Source organism: Actinomadura decatromicini (genome assembly GCF_008121305.1).
Lineage (GTDB): Bacteria > Actinomycetota > Actinomycetes > Streptosporangiales > Streptosporangiaceae > Spirillospora > Spirillospora syzygii.
The window spans coordinates 568,083-592,400 of the sequence record NZ_VSRQ01000007.1 but is presented as its reverse complement, the minus strand read 5'-3'; the positions used below and the strand labels follow the sequence as shown (position 1 = coordinate 592,400).

21 protein-coding genes are annotated in these 24,318 nt (G+C 73.9%); 14 read left to right on the top strand and 7 right to left on the bottom strand.

From position 1 onward, the window contains the following. Positions 1 to 72: 72 nt before the first annotated feature. Together FXF68_RS32740 and FXF68_RS32735 are read left to right on the top strand one after the other, a co-directional pair. Positions 73 to 567, top strand: coding sequence for a winged helix-turn-helix transcriptional regulator (locus tag FXF68_RS32740; RefSeq protein WP_148766042.1), 495 nt, complete (start codon positions 73 to 75; stop codon positions 565 to 567). 164 nt (positions 568 to 731) lie between these two features. Then, the gene (locus FXF68_RS32735; protein ID WP_246179069.1) at positions 732 to 2,288 is read left to right on the top strand and encodes an adenylate/guanylate cyclase domain-containing protein; all 1,557 of its coding nucleotides are present in this window, start codon (positions 732 to 734) and stop codon (positions 2,286 to 2,288) included. Here FXF68_RS32735 and FXF68_RS32730 read toward each other — a convergent pair. The 3 genes from FXF68_RS32730 to FXF68_RS32715 form a co-directional block, all read right to left on the bottom strand. Then, entirely contained in the window at positions 2,285 to 3,115 is an 831-nt protein-coding gene (locus FXF68_RS32730) for a hypothetical protein (RefSeq protein WP_246179068.1), read from the bottom strand. The genes FXF68_RS32735 and FXF68_RS32730 overlap by 4 nt on opposite strands. Positions 3,116 to 3,210: 95 nt before the next feature. Next, the gene (locus tag FXF68_RS32720; protein WP_148766035.1) at positions 3,211 to 3,843 is read right to left on the bottom strand and encodes an MBL fold metallo-hydrolase; all 633 of its coding nucleotides are present in this window, start codon (positions 3,841 to 3,843) and stop codon (positions 3,211 to 3,213) included. Next, the gene (locus FXF68_RS32715) at positions 3,843 to 4,928 is read right to left on the bottom strand and encodes an S-(hydroxymethyl)mycothiol dehydrogenase (protein ID WP_148766033.1); all 1,086 of its coding nucleotides are present in this window, start codon (positions 4,926 to 4,928) and stop codon (positions 3,843 to 3,845) included. The genes FXF68_RS32720 and FXF68_RS32715 overlap by 1 nt, the downstream gene beginning before the upstream one ends. Positions 4,929 to 5,085: 157 nt before the next feature. Here FXF68_RS32715 and FXF68_RS32710 point away from each other — a divergent pair, with 157 nt between their 5' ends. Next, positions 5,086 to 6,330: an alpha/beta hydrolase gene (locus tag FXF68_RS32710; protein WP_148766031.1), complete on the top strand. Its 1,245-nt coding sequence runs from the start codon at positions 5,086 to 5,088 to the stop codon at positions 6,328 to 6,330. On the opposite strand, the gene FXF68_RS32705 is transcribed toward FXF68_RS32710, so the two are convergent. Continuing rightward, the gene (locus tag FXF68_RS32705; RefSeq protein ID WP_246179067.1) at positions 6,314 to 6,856 is read right to left on the bottom strand and encodes an ATP-binding protein; all 543 of its coding nucleotides are present in this window, start codon (positions 6,854 to 6,856) and stop codon (positions 6,314 to 6,316) included. The two genes, FXF68_RS32710 and FXF68_RS32705, sit on opposite strands and share 17 nt — an antisense overlap. 177 nt (positions 6,857 to 7,033) lie before the next feature. Then, complete coding sequence (locus tag FXF68_RS32700) at positions 7,034 to 7,699, bottom strand: MBL fold metallo-hydrolase (RefSeq protein WP_148766027.1); 666 nt, start codon at positions 7,697 to 7,699, stop codon at positions 7,034 to 7,036. Positions 7,700 to 7,881: 182 nt separating this feature from the next. Here FXF68_RS32700 and FXF68_RS32695 point away from each other — a divergent pair, with 182 nt between their 5' ends. The 3 genes from FXF68_RS32695 to FXF68_RS32685 all read left to right on the top strand — a co-directional run bounded on the left by FXF68_RS32695 (position 7,882) and on the right by FXF68_RS32685 (position 13,230). Further along, complete coding sequence (locus tag FXF68_RS32695; RefSeq protein ID WP_148766025.1) at positions 7,882 to 8,421, top strand: hypothetical protein; 540 nt, start codon at positions 7,882 to 7,884, stop codon at positions 8,419 to 8,421. A 36-nt stretch (positions 8,422 to 8,457) separates the two neighbouring features. Then, entirely contained in the window at positions 8,458 to 12,390 is a 3,933-nt protein-coding gene (locus tag FXF68_RS32690; RefSeq protein ID WP_148766023.1) for a tetratricopeptide repeat protein, read from the top strand. A 123-nt stretch (positions 12,391 to 12,513) separates the two neighbouring features. Continuing rightward, a complete protein-coding gene (locus FXF68_RS32685) occupies positions 12,514 to 13,230 on the top strand; it encodes a Crp/Fnr family transcriptional regulator (RefSeq protein ID WP_148766021.1) in 717 nt (238 codons plus the stop codon). A 15-nt stretch (positions 13,231 to 13,245) separates the two neighbouring features. Here the strand turns inward: FXF68_RS32685 and FXF68_RS32680 are convergent, their stop codons facing one another. Further along, on the bottom strand, positions 13,246 to 14,007 hold the full coding sequence (locus FXF68_RS32680; protein WP_187438205.1) for a maleylpyruvate isomerase family mycothiol-dependent enzyme: 762 nt from the start codon (positions 14,005 to 14,007) through the stop codon (positions 13,246 to 13,248). 73 nt (positions 14,008 to 14,080) lie between these two features. On the opposite strand from FXF68_RS32680, the gene FXF68_RS32675 reads away from it, so the two are divergent. Then, positions 14,081 to 14,872, top strand: coding sequence for an MBL fold metallo-hydrolase (locus tag FXF68_RS32675; RefSeq protein ID WP_222870172.1), 792 nt, complete (start codon positions 14,081 to 14,083; stop codon positions 14,870 to 14,872). A gap of 1 nt (position 14,873) precedes the next feature. On the opposite strand, the gene FXF68_RS32670 is transcribed toward FXF68_RS32675, so the two are convergent. Next, the gene (locus FXF68_RS32670) at positions 14,874 to 15,305 is read right to left on the bottom strand and encodes a nuclear transport factor 2 family protein (protein ID WP_187438204.1); all 432 of its coding nucleotides are present in this window, start codon (positions 15,303 to 15,305) and stop codon (positions 14,874 to 14,876) included. A gap of 85 nt (positions 15,306 to 15,390) precedes the next feature. On the opposite strand from FXF68_RS32670, the gene FXF68_RS32665 reads away from it, so the two are divergent. From FXF68_RS32665 to FXF68_RS32635, 7 genes are all read left to right on the top strand, one after another. Next, entirely contained in the window at positions 15,391 to 15,951 is a 561-nt protein-coding gene (locus tag FXF68_RS32665; RefSeq protein WP_148766014.1) for a TetR/AcrR family transcriptional regulator, read from the top strand. Positions 15,952 to 16,175: 224 nt separating this feature from the next. Beyond that, positions 16,176 to 19,013 carry an excinuclease ABC subunit UvrA gene (gene uvrA, locus FXF68_RS32660; RefSeq protein WP_148766012.1) on the top strand — a complete coding sequence of 946 codons (2,838 nt, stop codon included), beginning with the start codon at positions 16,176 to 16,178 and terminating at the stop codon, positions 19,011 to 19,013. Positions 19,014 to 19,284: 271 nt separating this feature from the next. Beyond that, positions 19,285 to 19,707, top strand: coding sequence for a Rieske (2Fe-2S) protein (locus FXF68_RS32655; protein WP_342787204.1), 423 nt, complete (start codon positions 19,285 to 19,287; stop codon positions 19,705 to 19,707). A gap of 101 nt (positions 19,708 to 19,808) precedes the next feature. Continuing rightward, positions 19,809 to 20,303 carry a Rieske (2Fe-2S) protein gene (locus FXF68_RS32650; RefSeq protein ID WP_148766008.1) on the top strand — a complete coding sequence of 165 codons (495 nt, stop codon included), beginning with the start codon at positions 19,809 to 19,811 and terminating at the stop codon, positions 20,301 to 20,303. Positions 20,304 to 20,391: 88 nt separating this feature from the next. Then, complete coding sequence (gene uvrC, locus FXF68_RS32645; protein WP_148766006.1) at positions 20,392 to 22,383, top strand: excinuclease ABC subunit UvrC; 1,992 nt, start codon at positions 20,392 to 20,394, stop codon at positions 22,381 to 22,383. Next, positions 22,380 to 23,258 carry an RNase adapter RapZ gene (gene rapZ, locus FXF68_RS32640; RefSeq protein ID WP_067887154.1) on the top strand — a complete coding sequence of 293 codons (879 nt, stop codon included), beginning with the start codon at positions 22,380 to 22,382 and terminating at the stop codon, positions 23,256 to 23,258. Before uvrC ends, rapZ begins: the two co-directional genes overlap by 4 nt. Positions 23,259 to 23,301: 43 nt before the next feature. Beyond that, positions 23,302 to 24,273 carry a gluconeogenesis factor YvcK family protein gene (locus FXF68_RS32635; protein ID WP_187438213.1) on the top strand — a complete coding sequence of 324 codons (972 nt, stop codon included), beginning with the start codon at positions 23,302 to 23,304 and terminating at the stop codon, positions 24,271 to 24,273. The last annotated feature ends 45 nt before the right edge of the window (positions 24,274 to 24,318 follow it).

Below are 24,318 nucleotides of genomic sequence, written 5' to 3'. Positions count from 1 at the left end.
AACGAACCGAATGAAGCGACCGTAGCACGATCGGTTCGTTCACTGAACTTGCGATTGGATACTGTGGTGCACATGGCACTCGGCAAGGACTACGCCGCCCAGGACTGCTCGCTCGCCCGCGCCCTTGAGGCCGTGGGGGAGCGCTGGACGCTGCTGATCGTCCGCGACGCCTTCTACGGCGTGCGCCGCTTCAGCGACTTCCACGTCCACCTGGACATCCCGCGCGCCGTGCTGTCCGCGCGGCTGCAGTCGCTCGTCGACACCGGCATCCTCGTCAAGGACGGCCACGACTACGTGCTCACGGACATGGGCAAGGAGCTGTGGCCCGTCGTCCACACGCTGGCCCGGTGGGCCGAGCGGCACCTGTCCGCCGAGCCGAGCCGCGTGTTCGTGCACGTCGCCTGCGGCGCCCGCGTCGGACCGGACGGGACGTGCGCCGCCTGCGGGCGCGCCGCCCCGCCGGAGGAGCTGGAGATCCACGCCGGGCCCGGCGTCCGGCGGCGCACCGACCCGGTCAGCCTGGTCCTCCGGACGCCGCACCGGATGCTCGACCCGATCCGCACCTGAGCCGATCGGCACGGCCGTGACCCTCCGTGACGGAGTGAGCAAGACCTCGCCGGGGCGGCGTCCCCGGAGGGAAAGACGGGCGATATGACCGGCTAATCTGCACGCTCATGGAGAACGGCCAGGCTGAACCCGCCTTCGATTCGCCCCCGCGGCGGAGGCGGACCGTGTTCGGCCCCCTGTGGCGGTTCATCGACGGCGCCCCGGACGACTCGCGCGCCAGGATCGCCCGCCGCGCCCGGATCCTCGTCACCGCCGCCACCGGCCTCGCCAACCTCGTCGGCGCGCTCGTCGTGCTGGCCTTCGCCGTCGTCGTGCCCGATCCGGTCGGCCCCGTCTCCGACCGGCTCCAGCTCTTCAACCTGGCCGTCTTCACCGCCTACGTCGCCGCCGCGCTGCCGGTCGGGCTCGTCCTCGGCGAGCGGTTCTTCCGCCGCGTGCGGCGGCTGGTCGAGCGGCACGACGAGCCGGACCGGCACGAGCGGTCCCTGCTGCTGTACGGGCCGCTCCGGCTGATGGCCGTCCACCTGACGCTCTGGGGCATCGGGACGGTCGGCTGGGTCGCCGTCAACGCGCCGTTCTCCGGCCTCCTCGCGATCAAGCTCGGCCTGACGAGCCTGCTCGGCGGCCTCACCACCTGCACCGTCGTGTACCTGCTGACCGAGCGGCTGCTGCGGCGCGCGGTGACCACGGCGCTGCGCAGTGAGACGCCGCGCCGGACCGGGCTGCCCGGCGTCGTCGCCCGCTCGGTGCTCGCCTGGGCGCTCGGTACCGGCGTCCCGATCCTCGGGCTGATCACCCTCGCGGTCGGCTCGTTCCTGATCGCGCGCATCACCGTCCGGGACTTCGCGTTCGCCGTCCTCGCGCTCGGCGGCATCGCCCTGGTCGTCGGGTTCGGCGTCACCTACGGCGCGGCCCGCGCCATCGCCGACCCGGTCGAGTCGGTGCGGGTCGGGCTGGCCCGGGTGCGGCGCGGCGACCTGGACGTCGAGGTCCCCGTCTACGACGGCAGCGAGGTCGGGCTGCTCCAGGCCGGGTTCAACCACATGGCCGCCGGGCTGCGCGAGCACGAGCGGCTCCAGGACCTGTTCGGCCGCCAGGTCGGCGAGGACGTCGCCCGCGTCGCCGTCGAGCGCGGCATCGACCTCGGCGGCGAGCTGCGCGAGGTCGCGGTGCTGTTCGTGGACCTGATCGGCTCCACCCGGCTCGCCGCCGAGCGCCCGCCCGCCGAGGTCGTCCGGCTGCTGAACGCCTTCTTCGCCGTGGTCGTCGAGGTGGTCGGCGCGCACGGCGGCTGGATCAACAAGTTCGAGGGCGACGCCGCGCTCGCCGTCTTCGGCGCGCCCCTCGACCTGCCCGGCGCGCCCGGCCGCGCGCTCGCCGCGGCCCGGGAACTGGCCGGGCGGCTGCGCGCGGACGTCCCCGAGCTGCGCGCCGCGGTCGGCGTCTCGGCGGGCGAGGCCGTCGCCGGGCACATCGGCGCCGAGGAGCGCTTCGAGTACACCGTGATCGGGGACCCGGTGAACGAGGCCGCGCGGCTCACCGACATGGCCAAGACCACGGAGAAGCGGGTGCTGGCGTCCGGGACGCTCGTCGCCCGCGCCGACCCGGACGAGGCCGCCCGCTGGGCCCTCGACGGCGAGGTCACCCTGCGGGGACGCACCGAGCCCACGCGGCTGGCCTCTCCGCGCGGTTGCGGAACGGTCCCGCCGGACGGGGGCTAGGACGTTCCGAGGGTGGCGCCGTTCAGCGTCGTGTAGAACGGCGAGTCGGCGAACCGGGAGCCGTGCTCCTCGCCGATGTAGACGTCCGCGTGGTTCCGACCCCCGTAGCCGGGACGGAACAGGTCGGTGACCGTCCAGCGGGCCTTCTGGAACCTCTCGCACACCTCGCGCTCGACGGCGCGTCCGCCGCCCTCCTTGCCGCACGCGACGATCGCGAACCGCTGGTCGCGCGCGAGCACCGACTTGTCGGCCGCCGCCGACGACCACGCCTTCAGCGGACGTCCCCGCGAGTCGCGGGTGGTGTCGTCCAGCCAGTAGCCGACGCTGTGCGACCAGTTCAGGTACCGGCCGCGCTGCGGGCCCGCGGTGATGCGCCCGCTGCCCTCCGTCTGGATCACCTTCAGGAAGTCGGCCGGGTACGAGCCGAGCGGGGTCTTGCCGTGCGAGCAGTGGAACTCGGCGCAGCCGCGCACCGCCTTGCGTTTCCCCTGATAGAGGCTCTCCAGCGCCGTGTAGTACGTGGTGATCCGCCAGCCGCCGGGGCGTCCGAGCGGCACCGGCGCCACCCGCTCCGGCAACGGCGACTCCGGGGTCTCCGGCGATGGGACGGCGACGGGCGGAGACGCGACGGGCGGAGACGCGACGGGCGGAGACGCGACGGGCGGAGACGCGACGGGCGGAGACGCGACGGGCGGAGACGCGACGGGCGGAGACGCGACGGGCGCGGTCGGCGGCGGGGCGTCCGCGCCCTCGGCGTCGCGTCCGCAGCCCGCCGCGACCGCGCACGCCGCGCACAGTAAGAGCGCGAGCGGTGCCCTGCGCCGCATCGCACCCCCTCGATCAGGCTCGGTCAGGCTCGGTCAGGCTCGGTCAGGCTCGGTCGGGACGGCCGTTCCGCCAGGGGGAGACTAACCCGTCCGGGTCAGTGGCCGCGGGCGATCCACTCGTCCAGATGCGGGGCCTCGGCGCCGATGGTGGTCGCGTCGCCGTGGCCCGTCCGGACCTCGGTGGCGGCCGGGAGCGTCAGGAGCCGGTCGCGGATCGAGGCGATGATCGTCGGGAAGTCGGAGAACGAGCGGCCGGTCGCGCCCGGCCCGCCGTTGAACAGCGTGTCGCCGGAGAACACGGCGCCGAGCCCCGGGGCGTGCAGGCACACCGCGCCGGGGGAGTGGCCCGGCGTGTGCAGGACGGTCAGCTCCGTCCCCGCCACCGGGATCACCTGGCCGTCGGACAGCTCGCCGTCCGGGTCGGTGCCGGGATGGCGCTGCTTCCACAGCATCAGGTCGTCCGGGTGGAGCAGGACGGGCGCGCCCGTGCGGGACCGGAGCCCGGGCGCCGCGTCGATGTGGTCGTCATGCCCGTGCGTGGACACGATCGCGAGCAGCCGCCGACCGCCGACCGCCGCCGCGATCGCGTCCGCGTCGTGCGCCGCGTCGATGACGATCGCCTCGGCGTCGTCGCCGACGATCCAGACGTTGTTGTCGACCTCCCACGTCCCGCCGTCGAGGGAGAACGTCCCGGACGTGACGACCCGGTCGACGCGCGCCGCCGTCATCAGAGCACCACCACCGAGCGGAGGACGTCGCCGTGGTTCATCTTCTCGAACGCGGCCTCGACGTCGTCCAGCCCGATCGTCTCGGACACGAAGGCGTCCAGGTCGAGGCGCCCTTGCAGGTAGAGGTCGATGAGCATGGGGAAGTCGCGGGACGGCAGGCAGTCGCCGTACCAGGACGACTTCAGCGACCCGCCGCGCCCGAACACGTCCAGCAGCGGGAGCTCCAGCCTCATCTCCGGGGTGGGGACGCCGACGAGCACGACCGTCCCGGCGAGGTCGCGGGCGTAGAACGCCTGCTCGTAGGTCTCCGGACGGCCGACCGCGTCGATCACGACGTCCGCGCCGAACCCGCCGGTCAGCTCCCGCACGGTCGCGACGACGTCCCGGTCCCGGGCGTCAACGACGTGGGTCGCGCCGAGCGCGGACGCGGTGGTGAGCTTCCGCTCGTCGAGGTCGACCGCGATGATCGTCGCGGCCCCGGCGAGCCGCGCGCCGAGCACCGCCGCCGCGCCGACGCCGCCGCAGCCGATGACCGCGACCGAGTCGCCCCGGCCGACCCCGCCGGTGTTGAGCGCCGCGCCGAGCCCGGCCATCACGCCGCAGCCGAGCAGCCCGGCGACCTCGGCCTTCGCCGCCGGGTCGACCTTCGTGCACTGCCCGGCGGCGACGAGCGTCTTGTCGGCGAACGCGCCGATGCCGAGCGCGGGCGACAGCCCGGTGCCGTCCTCCAGGGTCATCTTCTGCGTCGCGTTGTGGGTGTCGAAGCAGTACCAGGGGCGTCCGCGCAGGCAGGCGCGGCACTGCCCGCACACCGCCCGCCAGTTCAGGACGACGAAGTCGCCGGGCGCCACCTCGGTCACGCCGTCGCCCACGGACTCGACCGTCCCGGCGGCCTCGTGCCCGAGCAGGAACGGGAACTCGTCGTTGATGCCGCCCTCGCGGTAGTGGAGGTCGGTGTGGCAGACCCCGCACGCCCGGACCCGGACGACCGCCTCGCCCGGTCCCGGGTCCGGGACGACGACCGTCTCGATCCGCACCGGCTGCCCCTTGCCCGGTGCGACCACCCCGCGTACCCGCTGCGCCATGCTCCCGCCTCTCCGCTCGACCTGCCACTCCGCTCGACCTGCCACGACCCTACAGAGGAACTACGCGCCGGCCGCCCATCCCATGCCTGGGTAGCGGTGCGGAGATCACCGTCCGGCGCGATGCGGGTCCGGCGCGTCCGGCGAAACGCTGGAGCCCATGACACGCACCGCAACCCGCCTGACCGCGGGGCTCGTGGCCGCCGCCGCGGTCCTGGCCGCCGGGGCCGCGCCCGCGAACGCCCTGCCCCGGCCCGCCGCCGTCGGCCACCACGCCGAGCGCGGCCGGCTCGTCTCCGCGACGCACCTGAAGACGATGACCGCGGCCGAGGTCCGCACGTGGCTGGCGTCGGAGAAGTTCGACGCCGCGTCCGTCCGGTACGGCGTGGACACATACCGCCTCGTCTGCCGGACGATCGACACCCGAGGCCGCGCCACCACCGCCAGCGGCCTGCTCGTCCTGCCCCGGAGCGGCGAGCGCCGCCTGCGCACGGTCTCCTACACGCACGGGACGGAGATCTACAAGGGCGACGCCCCCTCGACGTCCGACGACGTCTGGGGCCCCGGCCCGGCCGTCACCTACGCCGCCGCCGGGTTCGCGGCCGTGGCGCCCGACTACCTCGGCCTCGGCGAGGGGCCCGGCGCGCATCCGTGGAAGCACGTGCCGTCCGAGACGTCCGCCGCGCTCGACATGCTCCGCGCGGCCCGCCAGTACGCGCCGCGCCGGGGACGCGCGCTGGACGGCGACGTCCTCGTCACCGGGTTCTCGCAGGGCGCGTCGTCCGCCCTCGGGCTGGCCCGCGCGCTCCAGGGCGGCGCCGACCCGCGCTTCCGGCTCCGCGCGGTCGCCCCGGTCAGCGGCGCCTACGACTTCGGGGGCGCCGAGCGGCGCGCCGTCCTGGACGGCGGCATGCCCGAGGAGTACGCCGTCGTCTACGTGTCGTACATGTTCGTCTCGTGGAACCGCGTCCACGGCGGCATGTACCGGACGCCGTCGGACGTGTTCCGCGAGCCCTACGCGAGCCGCGTCGAGAAGCTCTTCGACTCCACCACGCCCGGATCGGTCGTGGTGGAGAGCCTGCCGCGCAGCCTCGGCGAGCTGCTCACCGAGGACGGCATGGACGCGCTGCGCCACCCGTCCGGCACGTTCGCGGCGGCGCTGCGCGAGGACGCGGAGGTCTGCACGGCCTGGACGCCGCGCGTCCCGATCCGCCTCTACAAGATCAGCGAGGACGAGCAGGCCGTGACCGCGAACGCCGACCGGTGCGCCGCCTGGTTCGCCGAGCGCGGCGTGCGCGTCCCGATCATCGACGTGGGCGACACGGTCCACGAGGGGTCGCGCCACCTCGGGTCGAACATCGCGGGCACCGCGCGGATCGTCCGGTGGTTCAGCGCCCTGCGGTGAAGTGGATGGCCCGGAGCCTGTCGGCGGCGTCGCGGTCGAGGACGGTGACGCCCGCCGCGGGCGGGGGCGGGTCGCCGTCCCGGGCCCGGTCGACGATCGGGCCCCAGCGGCGGCAGTGCCGGGCGAACGCGGCGGACGTGACCGCCCGCCCCCGCGCGACCTGGCCCGCCCGCGCCGTCTCCGGGTCGACGTCGATGAGGATGAGGTGCAGCCGGTTCCCGCGCCGCCGCGCCAGCCACGCGAAGCAGTACAGGACGTGCGGCCAGGTCCCGCGCGTGTGCGCGACGACGCCGTGCCCCGCGAGGATCGCGCGGCCGATGCGCCAGACGTGCGTCGCGTGGACGAGCGGCGTCCGCAGCCGGACGGGCAGCGGCCGCAGGAACCGCGCCCACCAGTTCCGCGACTGGCGCGAGTCGATCACCCGGACGTCGCCGTCCGGCACCGGCGACGTCTCGTCGCCGCGCAGCCCGTACAGGCGGTCGAGCAGCGTGCTCTTGCCGGCCCCCGGAAGCCCGGCGACGAGCACCAGTGAGCCCGCGGGGTAGCGCAGCGCGGGGCCCGGAGCGGGCTCGTGGCGTTCGCGGATGGTCGTCTCCCGGTGTCGGCCCCCGTGTCGAGTGCTTTGGCAAACGAACGCCCCGGTCCGCTTGTTCCGGCGGCCCGGGTGGGATTGTTCCGGTGGTCCGGGCGGTGACCCGCGGTGTCACCAGCCCCGGTCGCGCCACTGGGGGAGCGAGGGGCGCTCGCGGCCGAGCGTCGAGTCCTTGCCGTGGCCGGGGTAGAACCAGGTGGCGTCCGGGAGCCGGTCGAACACGCGCCCCTCGACGTCGGCGAGGAGCCGCCTGAAGCGCGTCGGGTCGCCCCAGGTGTTGCCGACGCCGCCGGGGAACAGGCTGTCGCCGGTGAACAGGTGCGGGCGGTCGGCCAGCTCGCCGCCCGCGTCGTACAGCAGCGCGATCGAACCGGGCGTGTGCCCGCGCAGGTGGATGACGTCGAGCGTCGCCCGCCCCACGCGGACCGTCGCGCCGTGCTCGACGGGCTCGGCGACCGGCTCGGGCAGCGGCTCGGCGTCCCGGGGATGGGCGACGACGGGCGCGCCGGTCGCCCGCGCCACCTCGCTCAGCGCCTGCCAGTGGTCCTGGTGGCGGTGGGTGGTGACGATGCGCGCCAGCGGGCCGTCGCCGATCAGCTCAAGCAGCCGGGACGCCTCGTTCGCCGCGTCGATCAGCAGCTGCTCCCCGGTCGCGGTGCAGCGCAGGATGTAGGCGTTGTTGTCGTACGGCCCGACCGCCACCTTCGTGACCCGCAGGCCGGGCAGCTCCCGGACGTCGGGCCTGCCGCCGACTTCGACGTTCCCGGTGTAGGTCATGGGTCCTCCCCGTCGCTGGTGCGGAGACCATCTTCCATCATCGGCCGCCGCGCCCGGCCCGCCGCCCGGTGCCTCAGGCTGAATGCGTCACCAGACGCAACCGAACCGTGCGCCCGGGGACGGAAATCCTTTTCCCACCGGCGCACCATGGACGTGGAAAGATCAGGACATGCGGGAGGACGGTGAAAGGTTTGGTGATCACGTTCCGTCCCGGCCCGGACCGGGACAAGCCGGACAAAGAGGGTGCGAGCGAGGAGCGGGCCGCCGGGGAGCGGCCGGAGGAGCTGCTCCAGCACGCCTGCACGCTGGTCCGGCTCTGCGGCCGGGACTCCGCCGTCGCCGCGGTCTTCCTCGCGCTGGTGCTGGCCGGGACCGCGTCCCGGCTCGCGGCCGGCTCGCCGGGCCCGGCCGCGCTGGCGCTGCTGCCCGTCCTCGCCGCCTCGTTCGCCGTGTCCGCGGGCTATGCGGTCCGGTCCCGGCGGACGCTGCTGACCGTGCTCGCCGGGGTCCGCGGCCGGACCGGCGCGCCGCTCGACCCGTCCGCGCCGTGGACGCCGTTCGGCTCCGCCACCGCGCTGGACGCCCGCGTCCGCGACGCCGAGCTGCGCCGGCTGCTGTCGGCGGCGCACCGCTGCGGCGAGCTGTCCTGGCAGGCCGTCGCGTGGTCGGTGGCGACGTCGGTGCTGTTCCTGTTCTGGACGCTGGCGGCGTCGATGACGTGACGGGAGGGTCGATGACGTGACGGGAGGGATGACCGGGTGATCGGCCACGGCCTCGACCACGGGCTCGACGACGGCCGGGACGGCGGCGCGGCCCCGCGCTTCAGCCTGGACGTCCGGCCGGGCAGCTTCTGGGCGCGGCTCGCCCCCACCGACCGGCAGGCGCTGCGCGCGATGGGGCGGCGCACCGACATCCCGCCCGGCGGCATGCTGTGCCACCAGGGGTCGGTCGCGCCCGCCGTGTACGTGGTGTTCAAGGCGTCGCCGCGGGCGGCGAGCAACGCGGTCGCCAAGGAGTTCGTCGACTCCAGCGACGGCGACGAGTCGATCATCGACCTGTTCGGCGCGGGGGACCTCGTCGGCGTCCTCGGCCCGTGGGGGCATCCGCAGCGCGGCACGGTCGCCGCGCTCGACCACGTCGCGGCGCTGCGCGTGGACCGCCGCAAGTTCCGCAGCCTGCTCGCCGCGAGCCCGCAGGTCGCCGAGGCGATGATGCACGCGCTCGCGGAGAGCGTGACGTTCGGCGGGCGGCGGCACGCGGTGCGGGCCGCCGACCATCCGCAGCGGCTCGCCTACCACCTGCTGGAGCTCGTCCACCGGTTCGGCGAGCCTGCGCCGGGGCAGGGCGTCCGGATCCCGCTGCGGCTGAGCCAGGCGGAGCTGGCGAACTGGGCGGGGATCTCGCGCGAGACGCTCGTCCGCTGGTTCCGGCTGTGGCGCACACGGGGCATCCTCGACCGGCGGCCGCGGCCGCTGACCGTCCTCGACGTCGAGCGCCTGCGCCTCGCCGCGAGCCCGTGGGGGGACGAGTGGCCCGCCGCCGAGGCGGAGGCGGTCGCGGCGCGTCCCGGGCCGGAGGGGGACGCGGGGATCGCCGCGCGCCAGCCGGTCCGGCTCGAGGACGGCCGGGCCGGCGGCCGGCCGGGCGGCCGCGCGGGCGGCCGGGCCGCGGAACGTCCGGCGCGGGTCGTCCGGCTGCCCGCCGACAACCCCTACTTCGCGGGCCGGACGATCAGCCTCGGCAAGCTCGACCTGCTGGTCGGCCAGTCGCAGTGGCCGCGCGCGGTGATCGTCCAGGGGATGGCCGGGGTCGGCAAGACGACGCTCGCTGTGCACTGGGCGCACCGGGTCGTCGACCGGTTCCCGGACGGCGTCCTGTTCGCCGACCTGCGCGGCACGGCCCGCGGCTCGGTCACCCCGGCGGAGGCGATGGGCCAGGTGCTGCGCGCCGCGGGCGTGCCCGGCGACCAGCTCCCGCGCGCCGAGGCCGAGCTCGCCGCGCAGTGCCGGTCGCTGCTCGCCGACCGGCGGATGCTGCTGATCCTCGACAACGCGGCCCGGCCGGAGCAGATCAGGCCGCTGCTGGCGGCGGCGACGTCCGGGCTGGTCGTGGTGACGAGCCGGCGGCGGCTGCCCGCGCTGCTGGAGGGCGCCGACGTCCGGACGCTGGAGCTGCGCGAGATGGCGACGCAGGAGGCCGTCGACCTGATCTCCAACGTGCTCGGGCCGGGGGACGCCCGCGTCCGCGACGAGGACCGCGCCGTCGTCCGGCTGGCCCGGGAGTGCGGGCACCTGCCGCTGGCGCTCGGCGTCATGGCGGGCCGGCTGGCGGAGAACCCGGGCGAGTCGATCGCGGCGACCGTCCGGGAGCTGGCCGCGCGGGACGGCGGCGACGCCCCGCCCTACGGCGAGGGCCTCGCGGGGACGGGCCTCGCCGAGAGCACCGCGCACGGCGCGTCCGGACCGGGCCTGCACGCGGTGCTCAGCCCGACGTTCGACGTCGCCTACCGGAGCCTGCGCCGCGACCAGCGGGAGGCGTTCCGCCGCCTCGGCCTGGTCGCGGGCCCGGACTTCACCGCGTCCGCGCTCGCCGCCCTCCAGGACCGCACCGTCGCGGAGGCGAGCGAGTGCCTGGAGGGCCTGCGGCAGGCGTACCTGGTCCACGACGTCGGGCCCGGCCGCTACCGGATGCACGACCTGCTCCGCGACTTCGCCCGCCAGCGCGGCCTGCGCGAGGACTCCGACGGCGAGCTCCAGGCGGCGCAGCGGCGGCTGCTCGCGGGCTACCTCGCCGAGGCGCGCGCGGCGGGCGCGGCGCTCGCCGGACGGCCCCGCCCGGCCGTGCACCGGGGCGAGCGGCGGGAGCGGCCGCCCGCCGGGGACGAGCGCGCCGCCGCGCTCGCCTGGTTCGAGGCCGAGCGGCGGAACCTGGTCGCCGCCGTCCACCAGGCCGCCCGGCTCGGCCTGCACCGGACGTGCTGGGAGCTCGCCGACGCCCTGTTCGACTTCCAGGAGTTCCGCCGCTACAGCGAGGACAACATCGCCGTCCACCAGGCGGGCCTGCACGCTGCCCGCACCGAGGAGGACTGGGCGGCCGCCGCCGTCATGCTGCACAACCTGGCGATCGCGCACTTTGAGCTGGGCGACTCCGTCCAGGCCATCGGGTACGGGGAGGACGCGCGCCGCGGGTTCCGCGCCGTCGACCCGCCGAACCGGTACGGGCAGGCGGCGGCGCTCGCCACCCTCGCCGACGTGCACGTGGCGCTCGGCCGCTACCTGACTGGCATCGAGCACGCGCGCCGCTCCCTCGCCATCCACGAGGAGCTGCGGGAGGGGGAAGGCGGGGGCGGCGAGGCGGGCGTCGCGCGGGCCCACGACACCCTCGCCCGCGCCTGCCTCGGGCTCGGCGACTACGAGGCCGCGCTCGCGCACGCCGCCGAGGCGCTCGGCGCGCGGCGGCTGATCGGCGACGAGCCGGGCGTGGCCGAGACGCTGCTCACCGTCGCGCAGGTCCACCGGCGGCAGGGGAACGTCCACGAGGCGGTGTCGCACGCGCTGGAGGCCCTCTACATCCGGCAGGAGCTCGCCGACATGCACGGCGCGGCGCAGGCGCTGACGGAGCTGGCCCGCATGAACGCCGCGCTCGGCCTCCGCGACATGGCCCAGCAGGACGCCGAGCAGGCCCTGCGCACCTACCGCGCCGTGGGCGCGCGGCACGGCGAGGCCCGCGCGCTGACCACGCTCGGCATGCTGATGTGCGACGCCGCGAAGTTCGCCGAGGCGTTCACCTACTGCGGGCAGGCGCTGCGGCTGCACCGCGAGACCAGCGACCGGCACGGCGAGGCGGAGGCGCTGTCGCAGATCGGGATCGTCCACTGGCGGCTCGGCCGGTACCGGGAGGCGCGCGAGCACCTGCTGCGCGCCCTGGAGATCCGCCGCGAGATCGGCGACCAGCACGGCGAGGCCAACGACCTGGAGCACCTGTCGGTCGCCATGCGGCGGCTCGGCCGGCACCGGGAGGCGTTCGTCCTCGGCCTGGAGGCCCTCGACCTGTGGCACCGGCTGGGCGCGCAGGGCGGCATGGCCGGGACGCTCGGCAGCCTCGCCCGCACCTACTCGCGGCTCGGCCTGCCCGAGGACGCCGAGCGCGCCGCCCGGCAGGCGCTGAAGATCCGCCGGGAGGGCGGCGACTGGTACGGCCTCGGCGTCGGCATGGACACCCTCGCCGCCGTGCTGCGCCGCGCGGGACGTCCCGAGGAGGCCCTCGAACGCGAGTTGGAGGCGCTGCAATACCTGGGGGAGGTCGGCGACCGGCACAGCGAGGGGACGGCGCTGGTCCACCTCGCCGCGATCCACCTCGACCTCGGCCGCGCCGACGACGCCCTGGACGCCGGGCGCCGCGCCCTCGACCTCGCCACCGAGCTCGGCGACACCCGCGAGCAGGCGTACTCGCTGCACACCATGGCCCGCGCGTGCCGGCTGCTCGGCAAGCACGCCCGCGCGGTCGAGCACGTCAACGCCGAGATCGTCGTCCGCCGCGACATGGACGACCAGCGCGGCCTGCGGCGGGCGCTGGAGCTGCTGCGCGACTCCCACCTCGCGCTCGGCGACCACGTCGCGGCGGCCGACTGCGTCCGCCGCGTCCGCGCCCTCGACAGCTGGCTCGAATCGGACGGCTCCCTCGACATGTGACGCCCCGACTTGTGACGAAAGACGTAGTCCGCCGGCCCGGCGCCGCGTTCACTGGACCACGGGGCACGAGATCATCGAACGGATCTGCGGGACCGTGCCCCCGCCCGCGGCGGAGGAGGCCGGATGGAGACCACCCCCTTCTGGGACGCGCTGCCCCCGCGCGCACGGGAGGCGCTGCGGGACGCGGGCGCCCCGGTGGTGATCAGGCCGGGCGCGTTCCTGACGCGCGAGCACACCCGCGCGTCCCAGGTGTTCGTGCTGCGCGCCGGGGCGGTCAAGGTGTGGGCGGACCGGGACGGCGAGACCGCGATCCTGGACGTCCTCGGCCCCGGCGACCTGGTCGGCGAGGTCGAGGCCGCGGACGGCGGCGTCCGGCACGCCAACGCCGAGGCGCTCACCCGGGTGGAGGCCCTCGTGCTGCCCGCCGCGCGGTTCCGCCGCGTCCTCGACGCGCATCCCGGCGCGGTGTGGGCCGTCGCCGCCGTCCTCGCCGGGCGGCTCCGCGACTCCGACGAGCTGCGCCTCGCGCACTTTCCCGACGCCCCGGAGCGCCGCCTCGCCGGGCGGTTGCTCCGCCTCGTCGCCCGCTTCGGCGCGCCCGTCAAGGAGGACCGCCCCGACGGGGTGGCCGAGCGGCCGGCCGCGGCGGACGGCGGCGTCGAGGTCCGCGTCCCGCTGTCCCAGCAGGACCTCGGCCGCTGGGCCGGGATGGGCCGCCGGAAGGTCGCGCAGATCCTCGCCGCCGAGCCGGTCCGCGGCGGGCTCACCGTGGCGCGCGGCTCGATCGTCGTCCGCTCGGTGGACGCCCTGCACCGCCTCGCGGGCCACGACGCCGACTGACCGCGCCGCGCCGGTTCAGAGGCGCGCGGCCGAGAAACCCGAGGGCTCGTGCGGCCAGGGCGGCGGGACGGGCAGCGGGCCGTCCGGGCGCAGGCTCACCCCGGCGCCGTCCGAGCGGCCGGACAGCCAGCCGAGCACCGCCCGCCCCGACCCGGACGCCTCCGGCCCGCCCGGCGGCCTGCCGAGGTCGGCGGACTCGCCGTAGTCGGTCGCGGTGATCCGGTGCCCCTCCAGCTCGCCGCGCAGCTTCGGCGACAGCGCGGCGATGTCGGCGAGCGTCGCGCCGAGCGCCCACCGGACGTACGGCTCGGGCCAGTCGGCGGGGCCGTACCCGGCGGCGAGGTCGACGTGGTGGGCCTCCACCTCGTGCCACCGCCGGTACAGCGTGTACCAGGCCGGATGCGCGTAGCCCGCCATCGCCTTGACGGTCGCGTCCCAGGCGGCGTCGGGCAGCGTCCGCGCCTGCTCCGACAGCCGCGCCGCCGTCGCCCGGACGTCCTCGACCAGCGCGTCCCGGTCGCGTCCGGCGCCCGCCTCGACGTCGGCGTTGCGGGCGTCCACGCTCGGGTACTGCGGGACCTCGACGCCCGTCCGCGCCCATTCGAGCAGGTTCCAGAGCGAGTCGGCGTTGCGCGCGAGGTGCGTGGCGACGTGGCCGCGGCTCCAGCCGGGCAGCGCGGACGGGGCGCGCATGTCCTGGTCGCCGAGTCCGGACAGCGTGGCGACGACGCGCGCCGCGCCCGCGTCCAGCCGATCGATCATCTCTTCCCAGGCCATGGCGCCCCCAACTTCATCGAACGGGCCTCCATCCTGTCGCACCGGCCGCGCCCGATGCCACAGAATGGCGATCATGGACCTACCCATCTGCGTGACCTGCGGCGTCCAGTACGGCGAGGCCCGTCCGGACTGCCCGATCTGCGAGGACGAGCGGCAGTACGTCGGCTGGGACGGCCAGCGCTGGACGACCCTGGAGGCCCTGCGCGCCGACCACCGCGGCCGGATCGCCGAGGAGGGCCCGGACGTCGTCGGGATCGGCGTCGAGCCGCCCACCGCGATCGGCCAGCGGGCCCTGCTCGTGCGGGCGCCGTCCGGCAACGTCCTCTGGGACTCGACCACGCACCTGGACGACGACATGATCCGGGAGGTGAACGAGCTGGGCGGGGTCTCCGCCATCGCGATCAGCCATCCGCACTTCTACGGCAGCATGATCGAGTGGGCGCACGCGTTCGACGCGCCCGTCTACATCCACGCGGCCGACCGGCGGTGGGTGGCCCGTCCCGACGACGCGGTCGTCTACTGGGAGGGCGACACCCACGAGCTGGCCGAGGGCCTCACGCTGATCAACGCGGGCGTCCACTTCGCGGGCGGGCAGGTGCTGCACTGGCGGGACGGACGCGCCGTGTTCTCCGGCGACATCCTCCAGGTCGTCAACGACCGCGACTGGCTGAGCTTCATGTACTCGTACCCGAACTTCATCCCGGAGCGCCCGCGGACGGTGCGCCGCGCCCTGCGGCTGCTGGAGCCCTACGACTTCGACCGCGTGTACGGCGCCTGGTGGAGGAAGATCGTCTACACGGACGGGAAGGAGGCCGTCCGCCGCTCCGCCGACCGCTACCTGTCCTTCGCGCTCGACGACGGGTGACTTACGCCACCGCCGCGGCGATCGCCGCGTGGTCCTGGTACTCGCGCCAGTGGACGACCCGCCCGCCCCTGGCCCGGACCACCGCGACGAAGTTCGCCGACGCCCGCCTGCCCGTCGCCGGGACCGAGGCCACGATCTCGTACTCCGCGACGATCACCTCCGGGTCGGCGGTCTCGTGGATCACCACGTCCCGGAACTCCTCGAACACGACGGGCAGCGCCGCGCGGCCCTCGCGCAGCCGGGCCGCGATGGCCGCGCGTCCCTCCGCGCGACGCCCTTCGCCGCCGGGCGCGAACGGCATCTCGACCACGACGTCCTCGGCCAGCATCCCCTCGTCCAGCCCGGCCCGCCCTTCGAGCGCGTTGCGCTGGAACCGCTCGAACAGCTCCCGAGGACCCGGCATGGACGTAGACGTGGACGGGGACGTGGACATGGCGTACCTCCGGTCGCGACTAAGATGAGCTGGGACTCATCTTGCAAAATATGAGTCGGGACTCATCTTGTCAACGGACGGACCAATGACACCGAGCAGGCCCATGCGCGCCGACGCCCGCCGCAACCGCGCCCGCATCCTCGCCGCCGCCGAGGAGGTCTTCGCCGAGCGCGGCGCCGCCGCGTCCACCGAGGAGGTCGCCTCCCGCGCGGGCGTCGCGATCGGGACGGTCTTCCGCCACTTCCCGACCAAGCGGGACCTGCTGGCCGCGATCATGAAGCTGCTCCGGCGGCGCCTCGTCGACCGGGCGGACGCCCTCATCGCGGACGGCGACCCGGCCACCGCCTTCTTCGACTACTTCACCTATCTGGTGGAGAGCTCGGCCGAGATCGGGACCGTCGTCGGCGCCCTCGCCGAGGAGGGCACGGCCGTCGAGCCGGGCGAGCAGATCAAGGCCCTCACCCAGGCGTTCGGCGCCCTCCTGGCCGCCGCCCAGGAAGCCGGCGCGGTCCGCCCGGACGCCCGGCTGGACGAGGTCATGGCCCTGGTCACGGCCACCGCCCACGGCGCGCTGGCCGCCGGCTGGTCCGCCGACCTGCGCCGTCGCACGCTGGGCCTCGTCCTCGACGGCCTCCGCCCGCGCTGACCGGAGCCCGTCCGGAGCGGGGTTTCGGTGGCGGGCAGTGTTCGAACACGTGTACGGTGCGGTAGTGCCGCCCGGACCTCCGGGGACGGGCGGGGAGCATCGTGAAATGCGCCGGGGGCCGGCGCTGTTACTCACTCGGGGGATTCTGTCGTACCCCCTGGCTAGCCTTGAGACCGACATGTCTCCACCCGCCGTCGCGCCAGAAGAGGAACCGGAACAACGCCGTGCATGACCGACTCATCGTGCGTGGAGCACGCGAGCACAACCTGAAGGACGTCTCGCTCGACCTGCCGCGGGACGCCATGATCGTGTTCACCGGTCTGTCCGGTTCCGGGAAGTCGAGCCTGGCCTTCGACACGATCTTCGCGGAGGGCCAGCGCCGGTACGTGGAGTCGCTGTCGGCCTACGCCCGGCAGTTCCTCGGGCAGATGGACAAGCCCGACGTCGACTTCATCGAGGGCCTGTCCCCGGCGGTGTCGATCGACCAGAAGTCGACCAGCAAGAACCCGCGCTCGACGGTCGGCACGATCACCGAGGTCTACGACTACCTGCGGCTGCTCTACGCCCGGATCGGCCACCCGCACTGTCCCGAGTGCGGCCGCCCGATCAGCAGGCAGGCGCCGCAGCAGATCGTCGACCGGGTGCTGGAGCTGGAGCCCGGCACCCGCTTCCAGGTGCTCGCGCCCGTCATCCGCGGGCGCAAGGGCGAATACCTGGAGCTGTTCCGCGAGCTGCAGTCGAAGGGCTACTCGCGGGCGCTGGTCGACGGGCGGACCGTCCGCCTCGACGACCCGCCCAAGCTCAAGAAGCAGGAGAAGCACGACATCTCCGTCGTGGTCGACCGGCTCTCCGTGAAGGACTCGGCGCGGCAGCGGCTCGCCGACTCGGTGGAGACGGCGCTCGGCCTCGCGGGCGGGACGATCGTCCTCGACTTCGTCGACCTGCCCGAAGACGACGAGCAGCGCACCCGGATGTACTCCGAGCACCTCTACTGCCCCTACGACGACCTGTCGTTCGAGGAGCTCGAGCCCAGGTCGTTCTCGTTCAACTCGCCCTACGGCGCCTGCCCCGACTGCACCGGTCTCGGCACGCGCATGGAGGTCGACCCGGAGCTCGTCGTGCCGGACGTCGAGCTCAGCCTCGGCGAGGGCGCGATCCAGCCGTGGTCGAACGGGCACGTGAGCGACTACTTCCTGCGCCTGCTGTCCGCGCTGGGCGACGCGATGGGCTTCGACCTGAACACCCCGTGGGAGAAGCTGCCCGCCAAGGCGCGCAAGGCCATCCTGAACGGGCACGAGACGCAGGTCCACGTCCGCTACAAGAACCGCTACGGCCGGACGAGGTCCTACTACACCGCCTACGAAGGCGTCATCCCCTACATCCAGCGGAGGCACGCCGAGTCCGAGAGCGACACCAGCCGGGAGAAGTTCGAGGGCTACATGCGCGAGATCCCGTGCCCGACGTGCGAGGGCGCCCGGCTCAAGCCGGTCGTGCTCGCCGTCACCATGGGCGGGATGTCGATCGCCGAGGTCGCCGCGCTGCCGATCGGGGAGGCCGCGAAGTTCTTGCTCGCCCTCGACCTGAACGAGCGCGAGACGCACATCGCCGAGCGCGTCCTCAAGGAGATCAACGCCCGGCTCGGGTTCCTGCTCGACGTCGGCCTCGACTACCTCACGCTCGACCGCGCGTCCGCCACGCTGGCGGGCGGCGAGGCGCAGCGCATCCGGCTCGCCACGCAGATCGGCTCCGGGCTGGTCGGCGTCCTCTACGTGCTGGACGAGCCGTCCATCGGCCTGCACCAGCGCGACAACCACCGCCTGCTGGAGACGCTGCTCCGGCTCCGCGACATGGGCAACACGCTGATCGTCGTCGAGCACGACGAGGACACCATCGCCGCCGCCGACTGGGTCGTCGACATCGGCCCGCGCGCGGGCGAGCACGGCGGCGAGATCGTCGTGTCCGGCACCGTCGACGACCTGAAGAGCTCCGAGCGGTCGCTGACCGGGGCGTACCTGGCCGGGCGGCGCGAGATCGCCGTCCCGGAGATCCGGCGGCCGCGCACCAAGGGCCGCGAGGTCACCGTCAAGGGCGCCCAGCAGAACAACCTGCGCGACGTCGACGTGGCGTTCCCGCTCGGCGTGCTCACCGCCGTCACCGGCGTGTCGGGCTCCGGCAAGTCCACGCTGGTCAACGACATCCTGTACAGCTCGCTGGCGAAGAAGCTGAACGGCGCGCGGACGGTCCCCGGCAAGCACAAGCGGGTCAACGGCGTCGACCAGCTCGACAAGGTCGTCCACGTCGACCAGTCGCCGATCGGCCGCACCCCGCGGTCCAACCCGGCGACCTACACCGGCGTGTTCGACCACATCCGCAAGCTGTTCGCGCAGACCACCGAGGCGAAGGTGCGCGGCTACCAGCCGGGCCGGTTCTCCTTCAACGTCAAGGGCGGCCGCTGCGAGAACTGCTCCGGCGACGGCACCATCAAGATCGAGATGAACTTCCTGCCGGACGTCTACGTCCCGTGCGAGGTCTGCCACGGCGCCCGCTACAACCGGGAGACCCTGGAGGTCCACTACAAGGGCAAGACGATCTCCGAGGTGCTCGACATGCCGATCGAGCAGGCCACGGAGTTCTTCGAGCCCGTCACCGCGATCCACCGGCACCTGAAGACGCTCAACGACGTCGGGCTCGGGTACGTCCGGCTGGGGCAGCCCGCGCCGACCCTGTCCGGCGGCGAGGCGCAGCGTGTCAAGCTGGCGTCCGAACTGCAGAAGCGCTCGACCGGACGCACCATCTACGTCCTGGACGAGCCGACCACCGGCCTCCACTTCGAGGACATCAACAAGCTCCTCGGCGTCCTTAACGGCCTGGTCGACAAGGGCAACACGGTGATCGTCATCGAGCACAACCTCGACGTCATCAAGACCGCCGACTGGATCATCGACATGGGCCCCGAGGGCGGCTCCCGCGGCGGCACCGTGGTCGCCACCGGCACCCCCGAGGACATCGCCGAAGTCGAAGCCAGCCACACGGGCCAATTCCTCAAAAAGATCTTGTGTTAGCCCAGGGGGGCTGTGTTTGCCCAGGGGGGCGACCCCCTGGAACCCCCGTTGGTCGCGAGGGGCCGTTTCCCGAATCGCGGTCGCTCTCGGGAAACGGCCCCTCGCTCCGCGGTTCGTGCGGCCTCCGGCGCTGGGGCGCCTCCGGCCGCACGAACCGTGGCCCCGGCTCAGCTTCCGTCCGGTAGGGGTGGAGTCGGTCTACGCGGATGTTGCGTGTGAGCACGGGCGGGTCGGTGTGGCGTGTGGGGCGGGGTCCAGGATCATGGGGAGCATGAGTGATGAAGTTGTGCCTGGCGGCGGGGGAGTCGGGCGGCGGGGGTTGTTGTGCGGGGGTGCGATCGTGGGGGTCGCCGTGCTCGCCGGGTGCGGGGGCGGGGACGGGGAGAAGTCCGCGGCCGACCTCAAGGGCAAGGAGGTCGCCAAGGTCGCGGACGTCCCGGTCGGCGGCGGCAAGATCAACGGCGCCGAGAAGGTCGTCGTGACGCAGCCGACCCAGGGGTCGTTCAAGGCGTTCACGGCGGTGTGCACGCACCAGGGGTGCACGGTCGGGAGCGTCTCCGGCGGCCTGATCAAATGCCCCTGCCACGGCAGCGAGTTCAAGATCGCCGATGGATCGGTGCGGCGCGGCCCGGCCGACCGGGCGCTGACCGAGTACCCGGTGCAGGTCAAGGACGGCGCGATCGTCGTCACCTGAGCGTCCCGCCCCGCCGATGTGGTTCCGAATTGAACCATCTCCGCAGGGCGTACGTTCTTACGGTGACCGACGGGAACCGAGATGTCACCGGGAGGACGGCAATGCCACAGGAGTCCGAGACGCAGGTTGACGAGCCGGTACGGGCGTCGGAGGACGCGCCGGCCGGGGGCGGCACGCGCAGAGGGCTTCTCATCGGGGCGGGGCTCGCGGGGATCGCCGGGCTCGCCGCCGCGTGCGGCGGGTCGGGGGACGACGAGGCGGGCGGCTCCGGCGGCGGGGGCGCGGGCGGCGGACGGCAGGGCGGCGGGGGCACGGCGCTCGGGTCGGCGGCCGAGATCCCGGTCGGCGGTGGCAAGGTGTTCAAGGACGCGAAGGTCGTCGTCTGCCAGCCGACGCAGGGCGAGTTCAAGGCGTACTCGTCCAAGTGCACCCACCGGGGCTGCGACGTCGGCTCGGTGTCGGGCGGCACGATCAACTGCCCCTGCCACGGCAGCAAGTTCAAGATCGCGGACGGTTCGGTGGCGAACCCGCCCGCGGACGAGCCGCTGGAGGAGAAGCGGATCACCGTCGAGGGCGGGAAGATCACGCTCGCCTGAGCGCCGCGGGACGGCGGGCCGGGCCTCGCCGACGGTCCGGCCCGCCGTCCGGCGCGGTGTGTCGGTGGCGGCTACTAGGCTTCTGAACGTGGCAGATCCGGCGACCTACCGACCCGCACCCGGCTCCATCCCCGAGTCCCCAGGGGTGTACCGGTTCCGCGACGAGCACGGCCGGGTCATCTACGTGGGGAAGGCCAAGAGCCTGCGGCAGCGGCTCAACTCCTACTTCGCCGACTTCTCCGCGCTGCATCCCCGCACGCAGACGATGGTGCAGACCGCCGCCCGCGTCGACTGGACGGTCGTCTCCACCGAGGTCGAGGCCCTCCAACTGGAGTACTCCTGGATCAAGGAGTTCGACCCCCGGTTCAACGTCCGTTACCGGGACGACAAGTCGTATCCCTACCTCGCCGTCACCCTGAACGAGGATTTTCCGAGGGTGATGGTGATGCGGGGCGCGAAGCGGAGGGGCGTGCGCTATTTCGGGCCGTACTCCCACGCGTGGGCGATCCGCGAGACGGTCGACCAGCTCCTGCGCGTGTTCCCGGTCCGGACGTGCAGCGCGGGCGTGTTCAAGCGGCAGCACCAGCTCGACCGCCCCTGCCTGCTCGGCTACATCGGCAAGTGCTCGGCGCCCTGCGTCGGCCGCGTCTCCCCGGACGAGCACCGCCTCCTCGCCGAGGACTTCTGCGACTTCATGGCGGGCAACACGTCCCGGTTCATCAAGCGCCTCGAACGCGACATGCGCGATGCCGCCGCGTCGCAGGAGTACGAGCGCGCCGCCCGGCTCCGCGACGACGTCCGCGCGCTGGAGCGGGCGCTGGAGAAGCAGGCCGTCGTCCTGCCCGACCGCACCGACTGCGACATGATCGCCTTCGCGGAGGACGAGCTGGAGGCCGCCGTCCAGGTGTTCTACGTGCGCGCCGGGCGCATCCGCGGGCAGCGCGGCTGGGTCGTCGACAAGGTCGAGGACGTCACCACCGCCGACCTCGTCGAGAACTTCCTCATCCAGATCTACAGCGAGAGCGAATCGGTGCCGCGGGAGGTGCTCGTCCCGGCCCTGCCGCCGGAGGAGGGCGCGATGACCGAGCTGCTGGAGGAGCAGCGGGGCGGGCCGGTCCGGCTGCGCGTCCCGCAGCGCGGCGACAAGAAGGCCCTGCTGGAGACGGTGGCGCGCAACGCGCACGAGGCGCTCAAGCAGCACAAGACGCGCCGCGCGTCCGACCTGACGACCCGCAGCCGCGCCCTCCAGGAGATCCAGGACGCCCTCGAACTCGACGACGCGCCGCTGCGCATCGAGTGCTACGACGTGTCCAACCTCCAGGGCAACGACGTGGTCGCGTCGATGGTCGTGTTCGAGGACGGCCTCGCCCGCAAGAGCGAGTACCGCCGGTTCACGATCAAGGCCGTCCAGGGGCAGGACGACGTCCGCTCCATCCACGAGGTCATCACCCGCAGGTTCAAGCGCTACCTCGCCGAGAGCGAGAAGATGGGGGAGCTCGACCACCTCGGGGATCCGGACGAAGAGGGTGCGCACCAGCCGATCGACCCGGAGACCGGCAGGCCGCGCAAGTTCGCCTACCCGCCCAACCTGGTGATCGTCGACGGCGGCCCGCCGCAGGTCGCCGCCGCGCAGCGCGCCTTGGACGAGCTCGGCGTCGACGACATCGCCGTCTGCGGCATCGCCAAGCGGCTGGAGGAGATCTGGCTGCCCGGCGACGCCGACCCGGTGATCCTGCCGCGCAACAGCGAGGGCATGTTCCTCGTCCAGCGGGTGCGGGACGAGGCGCACCGGTTCGCCATCACCTTCCACCGGCAGCGGCGGTCGAGGTCCATGACGGTGAGCGAACTCGATAACGTTCCGGGTCTGGGCCCGGCGCGGCGCGCGGCGCTGCTGAAGCACTTCGGCTCGCTGAAGCGGCTGAAGGACGCGACGCCCGAGCAGGTCGCCGAGGTCCCGGGGATCGGCATGCGCAGCGCGGAGAGCATCGTCGCCGCGCTGCACGGCGCCCCGCCGCGCGGCGGCGCGGGCGGCGGCACGGGGAATGGCGGCGACGGGGAGCACACGGGGAGACGGTCATGACCAGCGAGACGAAGATCCCGGACATCGTGATAGTCACCGGTATGTCCGGGGCCGGCCGCAGCACCGCGGCCAAGTCACTCGAAGACCTCGACTGGTTCGTGGTCGACAACCTGCCGCCGGGGCTGCTGGCGACGATGGCCGACCTCGGCGGCCGGGTGAAGGACGCGGTGCCCCGCATCGCCGTCGTCGTCGACGTGCGCAGCCGCGCGTTCACCGAGGACCTGCACTCCTCCATCGCCGAGCTCGAAGCGCGCGGCGTCCACCCGCGGGTGGTGTTCCTGGAGGCGAACGACGCCGACCTGGTGCGCCGGTTCGAGAGCGTCCGGCGGCCGCACCCGCTGCAGGGCGACGGCCGCCTCGTCGACGGCATCGCGCGGGAGCGGGAGCTCGTCCGCGAGGTCCGCGCCGAGGCCGACCTCGTGATCGACACGAGCGGGCTCAACGTGCACGAGCTGCGCAACAAGATCATCGGGTTCTTCGGCAACGACACCGGCGAGTCGAGCCTTCGCGCCACCGTCGTGTCGTTCGGATACAAGTACGGCTTGCCGGTCGATGCCGACCTCGTCGTCGACTGCCGGTTCCTGCCGAACCCGCACTGGGTGCCGGAGCTGCGCCCGAAGACGGGCCGCGACGCCGCCGTCCGCGACTACGTGCTCGGACAGCGCGGCGCGAAGGAGTTCCTGGACTCCTACACCGACGTCCTGCGGCTCCTCGCCGACGGCTACGAGCGGGAGGGCAAGCACTACGTGACCCTCGCCGTGGGATGTACCGGCGGCAAACACCGTAGTGTGGCCATGGCGGAACAGATCGCCGCGCGGCTGCGGGACGAGGGCATCGAGGTGCAGGTCGCCCACCGTGACCTCGGCCGCGAGTGACCTTCCCGGCGGGGCTCCGCGCGGGACCCCGGACGAGGAGGCGATCGGCACGGTGGAGACCGGCGGACCGAAGGTCGTCGCGCTCGGCGGCGGCCACGGCCTGTACGCCTCGCTGTCGGCGCTGCGCCGCGTCACCGACCGGCTGACCGCCATCGTCACGGTCGCCGACGACGGCGGGTCCAGCGGCCGGCTGCGCCGTGAGCTCGGCGTGCTGCCGCCCGGCGACCTGCGCATGGCGCTCGCCGCCCTGTGCGGCGACGACGAGTGGGGCCAGACATGGCGCGACGTCGTCCAGCACCGGTTCCGCAGCGAGGGCGACCTGCAGGGGCACGCCGTCGGCAACCTCCTCATCGTCGCGCTGTGGGAGCTGCTCGGCGGCGACGCGCCCGGCTCGACCGTCGCCGGGCTCGACTGGGTCGGACGGCTGCTCGGCGCGCACGGCCGGGTGCTGCCGATGGCGGCCGTCCCGATGGACATCGTCGCCGAGGTGCGCGGCGCCGACCCGTGCCGCCCCGACGAGATCACGCACGTCAAAGGGCAGGTCGCGTGCGCGAAGACGCCCGGCAGCGTGCTCGGGGTGTCGCTCGTGCCCGCCGACCCGCCCGCCTGCCCCGAGGCGCTCGCCGCGGTCGAGGACGCCGACTGGATCGTGTTCGGCCCCGGGTCCTGGTTCACCAGCGTGCTGCCGCACCTGAAGGTCCCGGCGCTGGCCCGCGCCCTCGTCTCCTGCCGCGCGCGCCGCGTCGTCGCGCTGAACCTCGCGCCGCAGCCCGGCGAGACCGACGACTTCTCCCCGCAGACCCACCTGGAGGTCCTGCGCGCCCACGCCCCCGACCTGACCGTGGACGTCGTCCTCGCCGACGGCGGCATCGTGGACGACCCGGCCGCCCTCGACAAGGCGGCGCAGGAGATCGGCGGGCGGCTCGTCCTCGCCGACGTCGCCGCCGACGACGGGTCGCCGCGTCATGAACCGGCTCGACTGGCCCAAGCCTTCGTACAAGTTTTCAGCCAGTGACGACCGGCGCGGCCGGGATCGGCCAGACTGCTGGGAGTCCGATAG